This is a genomic window from Streptomyces sp. NPDC085524 (assembly GCF_044541755.1).
Taxonomy (GTDB): Bacteria; Actinomycetota; Actinomycetes; order Streptomycetales; family Streptomycetaceae; genus Streptomyces.
Map to the genome: position 1 here is coordinate 27186 of NZ_JBITTH010000043.1, position 14364 is coordinate 41549.

The window sequence follows — 14364 nt, forward strand, 5'->3', positions numbered from 1 at the left end:
TCCTCGTGGCAGTAGAAGCGGAATTCGCGGGTCCATGGAGGGTGGCGGCGAGGGGCGCGCCGGTGACAGTAGAAGGCCCCGGCGGGGATGCGCAACACGCATACAAGACACGGATGTGACGATCCGTTAGGCGTGATTGTGACTGGACACCGATTCGTCGGGGACGTTGAATCCGGGTCACCCGAAAAGAGAGGCGTGAGTGATGAATCGAGCAGTCGGAAAGCTGGTATCGGGTTGCGTCGCCGCGGTTTCGGCGGGCGCGATTCTCCTGGGATCGGCCGGACCCTCGGCCGCCTACGGCAAGAACGGAAATCTGGAGGGCGACGAGTTCGGACTTTACTACCTGACGGGCCAGTCGGGTTGTGTCTTCGACCTGTATACGACCGACACGAACTTCGCCGACGACACCTTCAAACCCACGTGCAACGGCATGTACAAGGGCGTGAACGACAACACCGAGTCCTACTGGAACCGGGACGTCTACGCCTGGAAGGTCGGCACCGACAAGGATCTCGACGGGAACGTCGGGGAGATCCCGTCGAGGTACGCGGGGAACGCCTCCGCCACGTTCAGGAACAGGATCAGCTCGGCCGCCTACACCCTCCATTCCTGATGGGAGCCGCACGCGCCGCACGCGCCGCACGCGCCGCACGCGCCCTCCGCGCCGCCCCCGCAGGTCTGCTGGCCCTGACCCTGCTGTCCGGCTGCGGCGGCGGCTCCGCCGGAGGAGATGCGGAGCCCCGGCTCGGCGCGATCGAGGCCGGTCCGGCCACGGCCGCGCTGTCGTTCCCCATGGACGCCTACACGGACACCGAGGCCGAGCGGATCCGGATGGGCCAGGTCCAGGAGGTGCTCGTCGCCCGGTGCATGGCGCGGTACGGGTTCACGTACGAGGCGGTGAAGCCGGCCGCGGCCGCCGTCGGCGCGGGGGCCGAGGACCGGCACCGGTACCTCTTCGGGCTGGCCGATCCGGAGTTCGCCGCGGCCCACGGGTACGACAAGTCCGCCGGCGGGGGAACGCCGCCCAAGCCGGCCGCCCCGCAGCTGAGCGACAGCGCGTACGTCGTCATGAACGGCGAGCAGCGCGGCGTCCAGGGCGGCAAACCCCTCGACGCACCCACAGAGGAAGAGGCCGCGCAGCTCGACAGCGGTCTGACGGCGGCCGGGCAGAAGGTCCCGGCCGGCGGCTGCGGGAGGGAGGGGTTCCGGAAGCTGTACGCGCCGACGAAGGACAGCGTGGACCTGCTCTTCGCCTTCGGGCTGTCCTCCGAGGCGCACGAGCGGTCGAAGCAGGACTCGCGGGTGGTCAAAGCGCTGGCGAAATGGTCGGCTTGCATGGACAAGTCCGGATACGGCGGAATCGATACGCCGTATGACGTCGTCGAGAAGCTGGGCCTCGAGAGCGACAAGGGCGGCCCCAAGGCCGTCACCGCGGCCAAGGCCGACGTCGCCTGCAAGCGCGAGGTGAACCTCGTCGGGATCTGGGCCGCCGTCGAGAAGGCGTACCAGGAACGGCTCGTCGACGAGCACGCCGAAACGCTCGCGCTGTACGAGAAGCAGCGCGAGGCGCGGTTCAGGCTGGCGGCGTCACTGGTGTGAGCGCACCGAAGGGCCGGCACTCCGCCCCCGAGCGGGGGAGTGCCGGCCCTTCGTGTCGTTCAGGTGCCTCGGGCCGCTCAGAGGATGCGGACGGCGCCCGTCGGCTTGTCGTAGCTCAGGCTGCGCTCGACGATGCCGGTGCTGGGGTTCTGCGCGCCGACGAACTTGCCGCCGCCGACGTAGATGGCGACGTGGTACGCGGAGCCGCGGGAGCCCCAGTACAGGACGTCGCCGGGCTGCAGGGCGCTCAGGGAGACCGAGGTGCCCCTCGAGGACTGGTCCTGCGACATGCGCGGCAGGGTGATGCCGGCCTGGCGGTAGGCGGCCTGCACGAGGCCGGAGCAGTCGAACGAGGACGGGCCGGTGCCGCCGCTCACGTACGCCTTGCCGACCTGCGCGCGGGCGAAGTTGACGATCGCCGCGGCCGAGCCGGTGGCCGGGGCCGTCACGGTGCCGACGCCCTGCGAGGAGCCCGACCCGGAGGCCGAGGTGCTCTGGAGGGAGGTACGGGAGGAGCTGCGGGTGGCGCGCTCGGCCTCGGCCTTGCGTGCGGCCTCGTCCGCTGCCTTCTTCTCCTCGTCGGCCTTCTTCTGGGCCTCTTCCTTCGCCTGCTTCGCCTCGGCGGCGGCGCCGGTGCGGGCCGTCTCCTCCTGGGCGTTCAGTTCGCCCTCGACGGCGGCCGACTGGGTGTTCTCGGCGGCCGTGGTGACGGCGCCGGCGACCTCGGCGGCCAGGTCCAGGTTCAGGACCGGCATTTCGAGCGTCGTCTCGGCCACGGGCTCGGAGGGGGACGCGCTCGCGGTGCCGGCCATGGCGAGGGTGCTGAGGACGCCACCGGCAACTCCGGCGCGGACCGCGAGCTTCGAGGCGCTGCGGCGGGGCTTCCGGTGGCTGGGTATGTGAGCGGTGTGGGACATGAGGACAACCGCTATCAGGGGCCCAGGGTCCGCTTCAAGAAACGTGGTCTGCGCCACAGTTGCGCGCGAAGCGCGCTAACCGGGCGCGTCGCGAACCTTATTGACGCCGTAACGGGCGAAACGGACATGCCCTCACAAGGCTGTGATCATGGGGTTTCCGCAATAAGTCCGAATTGATCTCCCGCCTACCATCCCTCCGCACTGATGGCCAAGCCCCCTTTCGGAACGGTCGATTCAGAGTGGCGCAGGTCACAGGAGAGTCTCACTGTGAGGGTGTTGTGCCCCGTCCGTGATCCGACTGTGAACCGGCCGGGGGTCCGGGGGTGTACGGCGGCGGCGCGGACGGTCGGGTGGGCGGTCGGCCGGGCGGGCGGCCGGGCGGGCGGGTGTGGGCGGAGGGTGACCGCGCGGTGACGGGGCGGTGTCCGGGCGGCGCGCGGGCGGGCGGCCGGGCCGCAAGCGGACGGTGACCGGGCCGTGACCGGGTGGGCGTCCGGGTGACGGACGGGCGGTGACCGGGGGGTGACCGGGCGGTGACCGAACGGTTCGGGTGCTGGGCGGACGGGTGGGCGGAGGGAGGGCGGCCGGGCGGGGCGGCCCGCTCGTGAACGGATGCGCTTTGGCCCCGGCCCCGGGGCCCCGGCCGGCCCGCGTCCACCTCCGTACGCGGGGCCTAACCCGCCCGGGGGAGGCCGATCTCTTTATCACCCCGGTGATTGCCTGGCCAATTTGCCTGCACGGGCCATCGTTTGATAGTGCGAGACGCTTTCTACCTGCGGTAACAGGCCTGGATGTCACCTTTGGTGATCATGTGGATGCTTCGCGTACGAAGATCACCACTCATCGGGCTTCATGATCGTTCGTCAGGTGGTGGAGATCACAAACTCGTTGTTGTAACCCGTGTCGCAGATCACAGATGCACGGGCATAAGATGCGCACCAGTCCGGCTTGTGAACTGCCTCACATGCACGCGAGGCGGGGCACGCGGCGCCGGCAGCGGTCCAACGGTCAAGGACGACTGGAAGGAGCGAGGAGCGTGAATGCGTACGCGCCCATCCTCGTGCTCGGCGCCCTCGGCGCAGGGTTTGCGATCTTCTCCGTGGTCATGGCCACGCTGATCGGCCCAAAACGGTACAACCGGGCGAAGCTAGAGGCGTACGAGTGCGGCATCGAGCCCACTCCCACGCCCGCCGGCGGCGGTCGCTTCCCCATCAAGTACTACCTCACGGCGATGCTCTTCATCGTCTTCGACATCGAGGTTGTCTTCCTCTACCCCTGGGCCGTCACCTTCGACTCCCTGGGGATCTTCGGGCTCGTCGAGATGCTGCTCTTCGTGCTCACCGTCTTCGTCGCCTACGCCTACGTGTGGCGCCGCGGCGGCCTGGAATGGGACTGAGGGGCTGAATTTTCCATGGGACTGGAAGAGAAGCTGCCGAGCGGCTTTCTGCTGACCACCGTCGAACAGGCCGCGGGCTGGGTGCGCAAGGCATCCGTCTTCCCCGCGACCTTCGGCCTGGCCTGCTGCGCGATCGAGATGATGACCACCGGAGCGGGCCGGTACGACCTGGCCCGCTTCGGCATGGAGGTCTTCCGCGGCTCCCCGCGCCAGGCCGATCTGATGATCGTGGCCGGCCGGGTCAGCCAGAAGATGGCGCCGGTGCTGCGGCAGGTGTACGACCAGATGCCCGCTCCCAAATGGGTCATCTCCATGGGGGTTTGTGCATCTTCGGGCGGAATGTTCAACAACTACGCGATCGTCCAGGGCGTCGACCACATCGTCCCCGTGGACATCTACCTCCCCGGCTGTCCGCCCCGCCCCGAGATGCTGATGGACGCGATCCTCAAGCTCCACCAGAAGATCCAGGGCGGAAAGCTCGGCGTGAACCGGGAAGAGGCGGCCCGCGAGGCGGAGGAAGCGGCCCTCAAGGCGCTCCCCATGATCGAGATGAAGGGGCTGCTCCGGTGAGCGAGACCCGAGAGCCGGAGAACGGCAACCCCGAGAACGGCAACAACGTCCCCGCCCCCCGCGGCGGCGGCCCCGAGGTCATCGGCGTCCGCAAGGGCATGTTCGGTGCCCGTAACGGCGGCGACACCAGCGGCTACGGCGGCCTGGTCCGCACCGTGGCCCTGCCCGGCGCGAGCCACCGCCCGTACGGCTCCTGGTTCGACGAGGTGGCCGACGAACTCGAAGGCGCCCTGGAGGAGCAGGACCTCGTCCCCGAGAACGCCATCGAGAAGACGGTGGTCGACCGGGGCGAGCTGACCTTCCACATCGCCCGCGAGCACCTCGTCCGCGTCGCCCGCACCCTGCGCGACGACCCGGCCCTGCGCTTCGAGCTCTGCACCGGCGTCTCCGGAGTGCACTTCCCGAGCGACAAGGGCCGCGAGCTGCACGCCGTCTACCACCTGCGCTCGCTCACCCACGGCCGGATCCTGCGGCTGGAGGTGTCCGTCCCGGACGGCGACCCGCACATCCCGTCGCTCGTCTCCGTCTACCCGACCAACGACTGGCACGAGCGCGAGACGTACGACTTCTTCGGCCTGATCTTCGACGGGCACCCGGCCCTCACCCGGATCATGATGCCGGACGACTGGCAGGGCTTCCCGCAGCGCAAGGACTACCCGCTCGGCGGCATCGCCGTCGAGTACAAGGGCGCCCAGATCCCGGCTCCCGACCAGCGGAGGTCGTACAGCTGATGTCCAACACCTCGAACCACGCGTCCTCCCGCGAGACGACCGAAGGCCTCGTCTACACCGTCACCGGCGGCGACTGGGACGAGATCGTCCAGTCCGCGGCCAGGGCCGACGACGAGCGGATCGTCGTCAACATGGGCCCGCAGCACCCCTCCACCCACGGAGTGCTCCGCCTGATCCTGGAGATCGACGGCGAGACGGTCACCGAAGCCCGCTGCGGCATCGGCTACCTGCACACCGGCATCGAGAAGAACCTCGAATTCCGGAACTGGACGCAGGGCACCACCTTCGTGACGCGCATGGACTACCTGACGCCGTTCTTCAACGAGACGGCGTACTGCCTCGGCGTCGAGAAGCTGCTCGGCATCACCGACCAGATCCCGGACCGCGCCACGGTCATCCGCGTCCTGCTGATGGAGCTCAACCGGCTCTCCTCCCACCTGGTGTGCATCGCCACCGGCGGCATGGAGCTGGGCGCGACCACGATCATGATCTACGGCTTCCGCGACCGCGAGCTGATCCTCGACATCTTCGAGCTGATCACCGGCCTGCGCATGAACCACGCGTTCGTCCGCCCCGGCGGCCTCGCCCAGGACCTGCCCCCGGGCGCCGTCGACCAGCTGCGCGAGTTCGTCAAGACCATGAAGAAGAACCTGCCGGAGTACGACAAGCTCGCCACCGGCAACCCCATCTTCAAGGCCCGCATGCAGGACGTCGGCTACCTCGACCTCTCCGGCTGCATGGCGCTCGGCGCCACCGGCCCGATCCTGCGCTCCGCCGGCCTGCCGCACGACCTGCGCAAGTCGGACCCGTACTGCGGCTACGAGACCTACGAGTTCGACGTGCCGACCACCGACACCTGCGACTCCTACGGACGCTTCCTGATCCGCCTGGAGGAGATGCGCCAGTCGCTGCGGATCGTCGAGCAGTGCCTGGAGCGCCTGGAGCCGGGCCCGGTGATGGTCGCCGACAAGAAGATCGCCTGGCCCGCGCAGCTCGCGATGGGCCCCGACGGCCTCGGCAACTCGCTCGACCACATCAGGAACATCATGGGCACCTCCATGGAGGCCCTCATCCACCACTTCAAGCTGGTGACCGAGGGCTTCCGGGTACCGGCCGGGCAGGCCTACGCGGCGGTCGAGTCGCCCAAGGGCGAACTCGGCGTCCACCTCGTCTCCGACGGCGGCACCCGCCCCTACCGGGTCCACTTCCGCGACCCGTCCTTCACCAACCTGCAGGCCATGGCCGCGATGTGCGAGGGCGGCCAGGTCGCCGACGTCATCGTCGCCGTCGCCTCCATCGACCCCGTGATGGGAGGCGTCGACCGATGACCGACATCTCATTGGGCATGCCGCAGCTTCCCGCCCCCGACTTCCCGGCCGACGTGCGCGAGCGGCTCGAAGCGGACGCGAAGCAGGTCATCGCCCGCTACCCCGACAGCCGCTCGGCACTGCTGCCGCTGCTGCACCTGTGCCAGTCGGAGGAGGGCCACGTCTCCCGCACCGGCATCCGCTTCTGCGCGGACGTGCTGGGCCTGACGACCGCCGAGGTCACGGCGGTGGCGACCTTCTACACGATGTACCGCCGCAAGCCCTCCGGGGACTACCAGGTCGGCGTCTGCACCAACACCCTGTGCGCGGTCATGGGCGGCGACGCCATCTTCGAAGAGCTCAAGGAGCACCTCGGCGTCGGCAACAACGAGACCACCCCCGACGGCAAGGTCACCCTCGAACACATCGAGTGCAACGCGGCCTGCGACTTCGCCCCCGTGGTGATGGTCAACTGGGAGTTCTTCGACAACCAGACCCCCGAGTCCGCCAAGGCCATGGTGGACGACCTGCTGGCCGGCCGCCCCGTGCAGCCGACCCGGGGCGCGCCCCTGTGCACGTACAAGGAGACCGCCCGGATCCTGGCGGGCTTCCCCGACGAGCGCGAGGGCGCGGTCGAGGCGACCGGCGGCGCCGGCCCCGCCTCCCTGATCGGTCTGCGCATCGCCCGCGGCGAGTCCCCGCGCACCCCGATCGTCCACCCGCGCGGCGAGTCCCGCGGCGAGACCGGCACCGAGGGAGGGGAGTGATGTCCGTGTCGACTCCAAATGAAAGTCTCGGGGGCACCTCCCAGCCGGAGGCCGGGGGAGGTACGAGCCCGGAGAAGCTCCTCGCACCCGTGCTCTCGGCGTTCTGGGACGAGCCCGAGTCGTGGACGCTGGAGACCTACCGGCGCCACGAGGGCTACGAAGGCCTGCGCAAGGCCCTCGCGATGACCCCGGACGACCTCATCGCCTACGTGAAGGACTCGGGTCTGCGCGGCCGCGGCGGCGCCGGCTTCCCCACCGGGATGAAGTGGCAGTTCATTCCGCAGGGCGACGGCAAGCCGCACTACCTCGTCGTGAACGCGGACGAGTCGGAGCCGGGAACCTGCAAGGACATCCCCCTCCTCTTCGCCAACCCGCACTCCCTCATCGAGGGAATGATCATCGCCTGCTACGCGATCCGTTCGGAGCACGCCTTCATCTACCTGCGCGGCGAGGTCGTGCCGGTGCTGCGGCGCCTGCACGAGGCGGTGCGCGAGGCGTACGAGGCCGGCTACCTCGGCAAGGACATCCTGGGCAGCGGCCTGAACCTCGACATCACGGTGCACGCGGGCGCGGGCGCGTACATCTGCGGCGAGGAGACGGCGCTGCTCGACTCCCTCGAAGGCCGGCGCGGTCAGCCCCGGCTGCGTCCCCCCTTCCCTGCCGTCGAGGGTCTCTACGCCTGCCCCACTGTGGTGAACAACGTGGAATCCATCGCCTCCGTTCCCGCGATCCTGAACAAGGGCAAGGACTGGTTCAAGTCGATGGGGACCGAGAAGTCCCCCGGCTTCACGCTGTACTCGCTCTCCGGGCACGTCGCGGGCCCCGGCCAGTACGAGGCCCCGCTCGGCATCACCCTGCGCCAGCTCCTCGACATGAGCGGCGGGATGCGGCCCGGGCACCGGCTGAAGTTCTGGACCCCGGGCGGCTCCTCCACCCCGATGTTCACGGACGAGCACCTCGACGTCCCGCTCGACTACGAGGGCGTGGGCGCGGCCGGCTCGATGCTCGGCACCAAGGCGCTCCAGTGCTTCGACGAGACGACCTGCGTGGTGCGGGCCGTCACCCGGTGGACCGAGTTCTACGCCCACGAGTCCTGCGGCAAGTGCACCCCCTGCCGCGAAGGCACGTACTGGCTGGTCCAGCTGCTCCGCGACATCGAGGCGGGCAAGGGCGTCATGGCCGACCTCGACAAGCTGAACGACATCGCCGACAACATCAACGGCAAGTCCTTCTGCGCCCTCGGCGACGGCGCCGCCAGCCCGATCTTCTCCTCGCTCAAGTACTTCCGCGAGGAGTACGAACAGCACATCACGGGCAAGGGCTGCCCCTTCGACCCCAGGAAGTCGACCCTCTGGGCCGACGAACGCTCCCGCGAGGTGACCGGATGAGGGCACTCACGTCCGGCGGCAGCGCGGCAGGCGGCTGCGGCCGCACCGCCCCCGAACCTTCTTCCACCCACCAGGAGGTGGACGCATGACCGTCACCACGTCCGCCGGCCCCTCCGGGGGAGACGCGGCCGGGCGGCCGAAGGCCGCCGAAGACACCGTTTCGCTGACCATCGACGGCGTCGAGCTGTCGGTGCCCAAGGGCACCCTCGTCATCCGGGCCGCCGAGCAGATCGGCGTCGAGATCCCCCGCTTCTGCGACCACCCCCTCCTCTCCCCGGCCGGCGCCTGCCGCCAGTGCATCGTCGAGGTCGAGGGCCAGCGCAAGCCGATGGCCTCCTGCACCATCACCTGCACCGACGGCATGGTCGTCAAGACGCAGCTGACCTCCGAGGTCGCCGACAAGGCCCAGCGCGGGGTGATGGAGCTGCTGCTCATCAACCACCCGCTGGACTGCCCGGTCTGCGACAAGGGCGGCGAGTGCCCCCTGCAGAACCAGGCGATGTCGCACGGCAACGCCGAATCGCGTTTCGAGGGCCGCAAGCGCACCTACGAGAAGCCGGTCCCGATCTCCACGCAGGTGCTGCTGGACCGCGAGCGGTGCGTGCTGTGCGCGCGCTGCACCCGCTTCTCCAACGAGATCGCCGGCGACCCGATGATCGAACTGGTCGAGCGCGGCGCACTCCAGCAGGTCGGCACCGGCGAGGGCGACCCGTTCGAGTCGTACTTCTCCGGCAACACCATCCAGATCTGCCCCGTCGGCGCGCTGACCTCGGCCGCCTACCGGTTCCGCTCCCGCCCCTTCGACCTCGTCTCCTCCCCGAGCGTGTGCGAGCACTGCGCGGGCGGCTGCGCGACCCGGACCGACCACCGGCGCGGGAAGGTGCTGCGCCGCCTCGCCGCCGAGGACCCCGAGGTCAACGAGGAATGGGTGTGCGACAAGGGCCGCTTCGGGTTCCGCTACGCGCAGCGCCCGGACCGGCTCACCACCCCGATGGTGCGCGGCACCGACGGGGTGCTCGCCCCGGCGAGCTGGCCCGAGGCCCTGGAAGCCGCGGCGAACGGGCTCGCGGCCGCGCGCGGCCGGGCCGGCGTCCTGACCGGCGGCCGGCTGACCGTCGAGGACGCGTACGCGTACGCCAAGTTCGCCCGCGTGGTGCTCGACACCAACGACATCGACTTCCGGGCCCGCGTGCACAGCGCGGAGGAGGCCGAGTTCCTGGCCGCCACCGTGGCCGGCACCGGCAAGGACCTCGACGGCGACGGGGTCACCTACGGCTCGCTGGAAGCGGCCCCGGCCGTGCTGCTCGTCGGCATCGAGGCCGAGGAGGAGGCCCCCGGGGTCTTCCTGCGGCTGCGCAAGGCCCACCGCAAGCGGAAGCAGCGGACCTTCGCCCTGGCCCCCTTCACCACCCGCGGCCTGGAGAAGGCGGGCGGCACCCTGCTGGCCGCCGCGCCCGGCACCGAGCCCGAATGGCTGGACGCCCTCGCCTCCGGCACGGGCCTGGCGGGCCGCGGCGCCGAAGCCGCGACGGGGCTGCGCACGTCCGGCGCGGTCATCGTCGTCGGGGAGCGCCTCGCCGGCGTGCCCGGCGCGCTGACCGCCGCCGTACGGGCCGCCGCCGCGACCGGCGCGAAGCTGGTGTGGATCCCGCGCCGGGCCGGGGAGCGGGCCGCCGTCGAGGCGGGCGCGCTGCCGTCCCTGCTGCCGGGCGGCCGTCCGGCAACCGACCCGCGGGCCCGCGACGAGGTCGCCTCGGCCTGGCGGCTGGACGAGCTCCCGCACCGCTACGGCCGCGACACCGGCCAGATCGTCGAGGCCGCGGCCACGCGCGAGCTGTCCGCCCTGCTCGTGGCGGGCGTCGAGGTCACGGACCTGCCCGACCCGGCCCGCGCCCGCACCGCGCTCCAGGAGGCCTTCGTGGTCTCCCTGGAGCTGCGGCCGAGCGAGGTCACCTACCACGCGGACGTGGTGTTCCCGGTGGCCGCGGTCGCCGAGAAGGACGGCACGTTCATCAACTGGGAGGGCAGGGTCCGGCCGTTCGAGGCCGCGCTCAAGCCCGACCAGATGACCCGCCGGCTCGCCCCGGCCGACTCCCGCGTCCTGCACATGCTGGCCGACGCGGCCGACCGGCCGCTCGCGCTGCCCGACGTGCACGCCGTACGCCGGGAGCTGGAGCGGCTCGGCCCGTGGGAGGGGCCGCTGGCCACCGAGCAGTCCACCGACGCGCTGCCGATGCCCCGCCCGGGCGTCGGCGAGGCGGTCCTCGCGGGCCACCGGCTGCTGCTCGACCAGGGCAGGCTCCAGGAGGGCGACGACGCCCTGGCCGGGACCCGGCACGAGGCGAGCGCCCGGCTGTCGGCCGCCACGGCCGCCGAGACGGGCGTCAAGAACGGCGACGTCCTCGCGGTCACCGGCCCGGCCGGCTCCGTGGAACTGCCGCTGCGGATCACCGAGATGCCCGACCGGGTGGTCTGGCTCCCGCTGAACTCCGCCGGCTCCGGCGTCCTCGCCGACATGGGCGCCGCCCCCGGCGCCCTCGTACGCATCGGTCCGGCGACCCCGGCCGACGCCGATGGCACCCCTGCGGAGGTGGGCGCGTGAACGCGGTAGAGCTGGCCGCCGAGGACCTCAGCCTGTTCGGCCACGACGTGTGGTGGCTGGTCCTGCTGAAGGCGGTCTTCTGCTTCGCCTTCCTGATGGTGACCGTGCTGTTCTCCATCGTGTGGGAGCGCAAGGTCGTCGCCTGGATGCAGCTGCGCATCGGCCCGAACCGGCACGGCCCCTGGGGCATGCTCCAGTCGCTCGCCGACGGCGTGAAGCTGATGCTCAAGGAAGACGTCATCGTCAAGCGGGCCGACAAGGTCGTCTACGTCCTGGCCCCGATCATCGCGGCGATCCCGGCCTTCATGGCCATCGCGGTGATCCCCTTCGGGCCCGCCGGCAACGAGGTCTCCATCTTCGGCCAGCGCACCTCGATGCAGCTGACCGACCTGCCGATCGCGATGCTGTACGTCCTCGCGGTGGCCTCGGTCGGCATCTACGGCATCGTGCTGGCCGGCTGGTCCTCCGGCTCGACGTACCCGCTCCTCGGCGGCCTGCGCTCCTGCGCGCAGATGATCTCGTACGAGATCGCGATGGGCGCGGCCTTCGCCTCGGTCTTCCTCTACTCCGGGTCGATGTCGACCTCGGCGATCGTCGAGGCCCAGGCCGACCGCTGGTTCATCATCCTGCTGCCGGTCTCCTTCATCATCTACGTCGTCACGATGGTCGGCGAGACGAACCGCGCCCCCTTCGACATGCCGGAGTCCGAGGGCGACCTGGTCGGCGGCTTCAACACCGAGTACTCGTCGATCAAGTTCGCGCTCTTCATGCTGGCCGAGTACGTCAACATGGTCACCGTCTCCGCGGTCTCGGTCACCCTCTTCCTGGGCGGCTGGCGGGCCCCGGCGCCGATCTCCACGTACTGGGAGGGCGCGAACCACGGCTGGTGGCCGATGCTCTGGTTCGTCCTCAAGGTGCAGCTGCTGCTCTTCTTCTTCATCTGGCTGCGCGGCACGCTGCCGCGCGTGCGCTACGACCAGCTGATGAAGCTCGGCTGGAAGGTCCTGATCCCGGTCTCCGTGGTCTGGCTGATGCTGGTCGCCACCGTCCGGGCGCTGCGCAACGAGAGTTACGACTTCAGCCAGATCGTCCTCTACGTCGGCGGCGCCGTCGTCGCGATCCTGCTGCTCTCCTTCGTCGCGGACCTCTTCCGCGACAAGCGCGAGAAGCGCGAGAAGGCCGCGGCCGTGCAGGACACCGCGCCCTTCGACCCGCTGGCGGGCGGATTCCCCGTGCCGCCCAAGCCCGGCCAGCACCTGGCACCCGTGCCGCGCAGGCGGCCCCGCGGCGAGCGGGAGCTGATCGTCAGTGGCGGGACGAATTCCGAGAGTGACCGAGAGGAGGGTGCTGAGAATGTCTGACGCTGACCAGAGCGAGAAGTGGCAGAACCCGGTTGCGGGCTTCGGCGTGACCTTCAAGGCCATGTTCAAGAAGCGCCTCACCGAGCAGTACCCGGAGCAGCAGAAGACGACCGCCCCGCGTTTCCACGGACGCCACCAGCTGAACCGGCACCCCGACGGTCTGGAGAAGTGCATCGGGTGCGAGCTGTGCGCCTGGGCCTGTCCCGCCGACGCGATCTACGTGGAGGGCGCGGACAACACGGAGGAGGAGCGGTACTCCCCGGGTGAGCGCTACGGCCGCGTCTACCAGATCAACTACGCCCGCTGCATCCTGTGCGGGCTGTGCGTCGAGGCGTGCCCGACGCGGGCGCTGACGATGACGAACGAGTTCGAACTGGCCGACGCCAGCCGCGAGTCGCTCATCTACACCAAGGAGCAGCTGCTGGCGGGCCTGACCGAGGGCATGGTCGAGGCGCCGCACTCGATCTTCCCGGGCGCCGACGAGCAGGACTACTACCGCGGACTGGTGACGGGGGCCGCCCCCGGCACCGTCCGGCAGGTGGCCGTCTCGAAGGGTGAGGCCGCGGACGACGCGGAGAGCAACGGGCACGCCGAGGAGGTGGGGGCATGAGCGCCCTCGCAGCCGCCACCACGACCTCCACGGGCGAGGCGGTCCAGTTCTGGGTCCTCGGCACGGTCGCCGTCATCGGCGCGCTGTCCACGATCCTGATGAAGAAGGCCGTGCACAGCGCACTCAGCCTCGCCGGGACGATGATCATCCTGGCGGTCTTCTACCTCGCCAACGGGGCGTACTTCCTGGGCGTCGTCCAGGTCATCGTCTACACCGGCGCGATCATGATGCTCTTCCTCTTCGTGGTCATGCTCGTCGGCGTCACCGCCGCCGACTCCCTGAAGGAGACCATCAAGGGCCAGCGCTGGATGGCCCTCCTGTGCGGACTCGGCTTCGGCATCCTGCTGTTCGCCGGCATCGGCAACGCCGGGCTCACCCACTTCAACGGGCTCGGCCGGATCAACTCCGCCGGACACGTCGAGGGCCTGGCGCGACTGATCTTCACCAAGTACGTCTTCGCCTTCGAGATCACCGGCGCCCTGCTGATCACCGCGGCCGTCGGCGCGATGGTGCTCACCCACCGCGAGCGCACCGAGCGGGCCGCCACCCAGCGCGAGCTCGCGGAGAAGCGCGTACGCGAGGGAGTGCAGCTCCCGCCGCTGCCCGCACCCGGCGTCTACGCCCGGCACAACGCGGTGGACGTCGCCGGCCTGCTGCCGGACGGCACCCCGTCCGAGCTGACGGTCAGCAAGACGCTGCGTGCCCGCGGCCAGATCCGCGACGTCTCCAGCCAGGCCCTGGACGACCTCAAGGCGCTGGAGCAGAGCTCCGCGGAGCGCCTCGGCCGTGACTCGCGTGAGGAGGCCTCGAAGTGAACCCGGTCAACTACCTGTACCTGGCGGCCCTGCTGTTCACCATCGGTGCGACCGGTGTGCTGATCCGCAAGAACGCGATCGTGCTGTTCATGTGCATCGAGCTGATGCTCAACGCCTGCAACCTCGCCTTCGTCGCGTTCTCCCGGATGCACGGCAACCTCGACGGCCAGATCATCGCGTTCTTCACGATGGTCGTCGCCGCCGCGGAGGTCGTCGTGGGCCTCGCGATCATCGTGTCGCTGTTCCGTAGCCGCCACTCGGCCTCGGTCGACGACGCCAGCCTGATGAAGCTGTAAGGGGC

The 14364-nt window shown here is 70.1% G+C and carries 14 protein-coding genes; 13 read left to right on the forward strand and 1 reads right to left on the reverse strand.

What is annotated here, in order from left to right:
- The first annotated feature begins 202 nt into the window (after positions 1–202).
- Both ACIGFK_RS39985 and ACIGFK_RS39990 read left to right on the forward strand, forming a co-directional pair.
- The gene (locus ACIGFK_RS39985) at positions 203–613 is read left to right on the forward strand and encodes a hypothetical protein (RefSeq protein ID WP_376658073.1); all 411 of its coding nucleotides are present in this window, start codon (positions 203–205) and stop codon (positions 611–613) included.
- The gene (locus tag ACIGFK_RS39990) at positions 613–1599 is read left to right on the forward strand and encodes a hypothetical protein (protein WP_400055818.1); all 987 of its coding nucleotides are present in this window, start codon (positions 613–615) and stop codon (positions 1597–1599) included. Before ACIGFK_RS39985 ends, ACIGFK_RS39990 begins: the two co-directional genes overlap by 1 nt.
- Positions 1600–1676: 77 nt before the next feature.
- On the opposite strand, the gene ACIGFK_RS39995 is transcribed toward ACIGFK_RS39990, so the two are convergent.
- Positions 1677–2516, reverse strand: a complete 840-nt coding sequence (locus ACIGFK_RS39995; protein WP_400055820.1) for a C40 family peptidase — start codon at positions 2514–2516, stop codon at positions 1677–1679.
- Positions 2517–3552: 1036 nt separating this feature from the next.
- Between ACIGFK_RS39995 and ACIGFK_RS40000 the strand changes: the two genes are divergently transcribed.
- The 11 genes from ACIGFK_RS40000 to nuoK all read left to right on the forward strand — a co-directional run bounded on the left by ACIGFK_RS40000 (position 3553) and on the right by nuoK (position 14359).
- The gene (locus tag ACIGFK_RS40000) at positions 3553–3912 is read left to right on the forward strand and encodes an NADH-quinone oxidoreductase subunit A (RefSeq protein ID WP_030028256.1); all 360 of its coding nucleotides are present in this window, start codon (positions 3553–3555) and stop codon (positions 3910–3912) included.
- A 15-nt stretch (positions 3913–3927) separates the two neighbouring features.
- The gene (locus tag ACIGFK_RS40005; RefSeq protein ID WP_376658070.1) at positions 3928–4482 is read left to right on the forward strand and encodes a NuoB/complex I 20 kDa subunit family protein; all 555 of its coding nucleotides are present in this window, start codon (positions 3928–3930) and stop codon (positions 4480–4482) included.
- On the forward strand, positions 4479–5213 hold the full coding sequence (locus ACIGFK_RS40010; RefSeq protein WP_400055823.1) for an NADH-quinone oxidoreductase subunit C: 735 nt from the start codon (positions 4479–4481) through the stop codon (positions 5211–5213). The genes ACIGFK_RS40005 and ACIGFK_RS40010 overlap by 4 nt, the downstream gene beginning before the upstream one ends.
- The gene (locus tag ACIGFK_RS40015) at positions 5213–6541 is read left to right on the forward strand and encodes an NADH-quinone oxidoreductase subunit D (protein ID WP_376658068.1); all 1329 of its coding nucleotides are present in this window, start codon (positions 5213–5215) and stop codon (positions 6539–6541) included. Before ACIGFK_RS40010 ends, ACIGFK_RS40015 begins: the two co-directional genes overlap by 1 nt.
- Complete coding sequence (nuoE, locus tag ACIGFK_RS40020; RefSeq protein ID WP_376658067.1) at positions 6538–7287, forward strand: NADH-quinone oxidoreductase subunit NuoE; 750 nt, start codon at positions 6538–6540, stop codon at positions 7285–7287. Before ACIGFK_RS40015 ends, nuoE begins: the two co-directional genes overlap by 4 nt.
- Positions 7287–8675, forward strand: a complete 1389-nt coding sequence (gene nuoF / locus ACIGFK_RS40025; RefSeq protein ID WP_376658066.1) for an NADH-quinone oxidoreductase subunit NuoF — start codon at positions 7287–7289, stop codon at positions 8673–8675. Before nuoE ends, nuoF begins: the two co-directional genes overlap by 1 nt.
- An 85-nt stretch (positions 8676–8760) precedes the next feature.
- Positions 8761–11277 (forward strand): NADH-quinone oxidoreductase subunit G, encoded by a 2517-nt coding sequence (locus tag ACIGFK_RS40030; RefSeq protein ID WP_400055826.1) that lies wholly within the window; start codon positions 8761–8763, stop codon positions 11275–11277.
- Positions 11274–12638, forward strand: coding sequence for an NADH-quinone oxidoreductase subunit NuoH (gene nuoH / locus ACIGFK_RS40035; protein ID WP_376658064.1), 1365 nt, complete (start codon positions 11274–11276; stop codon positions 12636–12638). Before ACIGFK_RS40030 ends, nuoH begins: the two co-directional genes overlap by 4 nt.
- Entirely contained in the window at positions 12631–13248 is a 618-nt protein-coding gene (gene nuoI / locus ACIGFK_RS40040; RefSeq protein WP_376658063.1) for an NADH-quinone oxidoreductase subunit NuoI, read from the forward strand. The genes nuoH and nuoI overlap by 8 nt, the downstream gene beginning before the upstream one ends.
- Positions 13245–14063, forward strand: a complete 819-nt coding sequence (locus tag ACIGFK_RS40045) for an NADH-quinone oxidoreductase subunit J (RefSeq protein WP_400055828.1) — start codon at positions 13245–13247, stop codon at positions 14061–14063. The genes nuoI and ACIGFK_RS40045 overlap by 4 nt, the downstream gene beginning before the upstream one ends.
- A complete protein-coding gene (gene nuoK / locus ACIGFK_RS40050; RefSeq protein ID WP_376658061.1) occupies positions 14060–14359 on the forward strand; it encodes an NADH-quinone oxidoreductase subunit NuoK in 300 nt (99 codons plus the stop codon). Before ACIGFK_RS40045 ends, nuoK begins: the two co-directional genes overlap by 4 nt.
- Positions 14360–14364: the final 5 nt, after the last annotated feature.

Excerpts from the sequence above, each read along its gene's own strand:
- ACIGFK_RS39985 (WP_376658073.1), top strand. The coding sequence starts at position 203 with ATGAATCGAGCAGTCGGAAAGCTGGTATCGGGTTGCGTCGCCGCGGTT.
- ACIGFK_RS39990 (WP_400055818.1), top strand. The coding sequence starts at position 613 with ATGGGAGCCGCACGCGCCGCACGCGCCGCACGCGCCGCACGCGCCCTC.
- ACIGFK_RS39995 (WP_400055820.1), bottom strand. The coding sequence starts at position 2,516 with ATGTCCCACACCGCTCACATACCCAGCCACCGGAAGCCCCGCCGCAGC.
- ACIGFK_RS40005 (WP_376658070.1), top strand. The coding sequence starts at position 3,928 with ATGGGACTGGAAGAGAAGCTGCCGAGCGGCTTTCTGCTGACCACCGTC.
- ACIGFK_RS40015 (WP_376658068.1), top strand. The coding sequence starts at position 5,213 with ATGTCCAACACCTCGAACCACGCGTCCTCCCGCGAGACGACCGAAGGC.
- nuoE (WP_376658067.1), top strand. The coding sequence starts at position 6,538 with ATGACCGACATCTCATTGGGCATGCCGCAGCTTCCCGCCCCCGACTTC.
- nuoF (WP_376658066.1), top strand. The coding sequence starts at position 7,287 with ATGTCCGTGTCGACTCCAAATGAAAGTCTCGGGGGCACCTCCCAGCCG.
- ACIGFK_RS40030 (WP_400055826.1), top strand. The coding sequence starts at position 8,761 with ATGACCGTCACCACGTCCGCCGGCCCCTCCGGGGGAGACGCGGCCGGG.
- nuoI (WP_376658063.1), top strand. The coding sequence starts at position 12,631 with ATGTCTGACGCTGACCAGAGCGAGAAGTGGCAGAACCCGGTTGCGGGC.
- ACIGFK_RS40045 (WP_400055828.1), top strand. The coding sequence starts at position 13,245 with ATGAGCGCCCTCGCAGCCGCCACCACGACCTCCACGGGCGAGGCGGTC.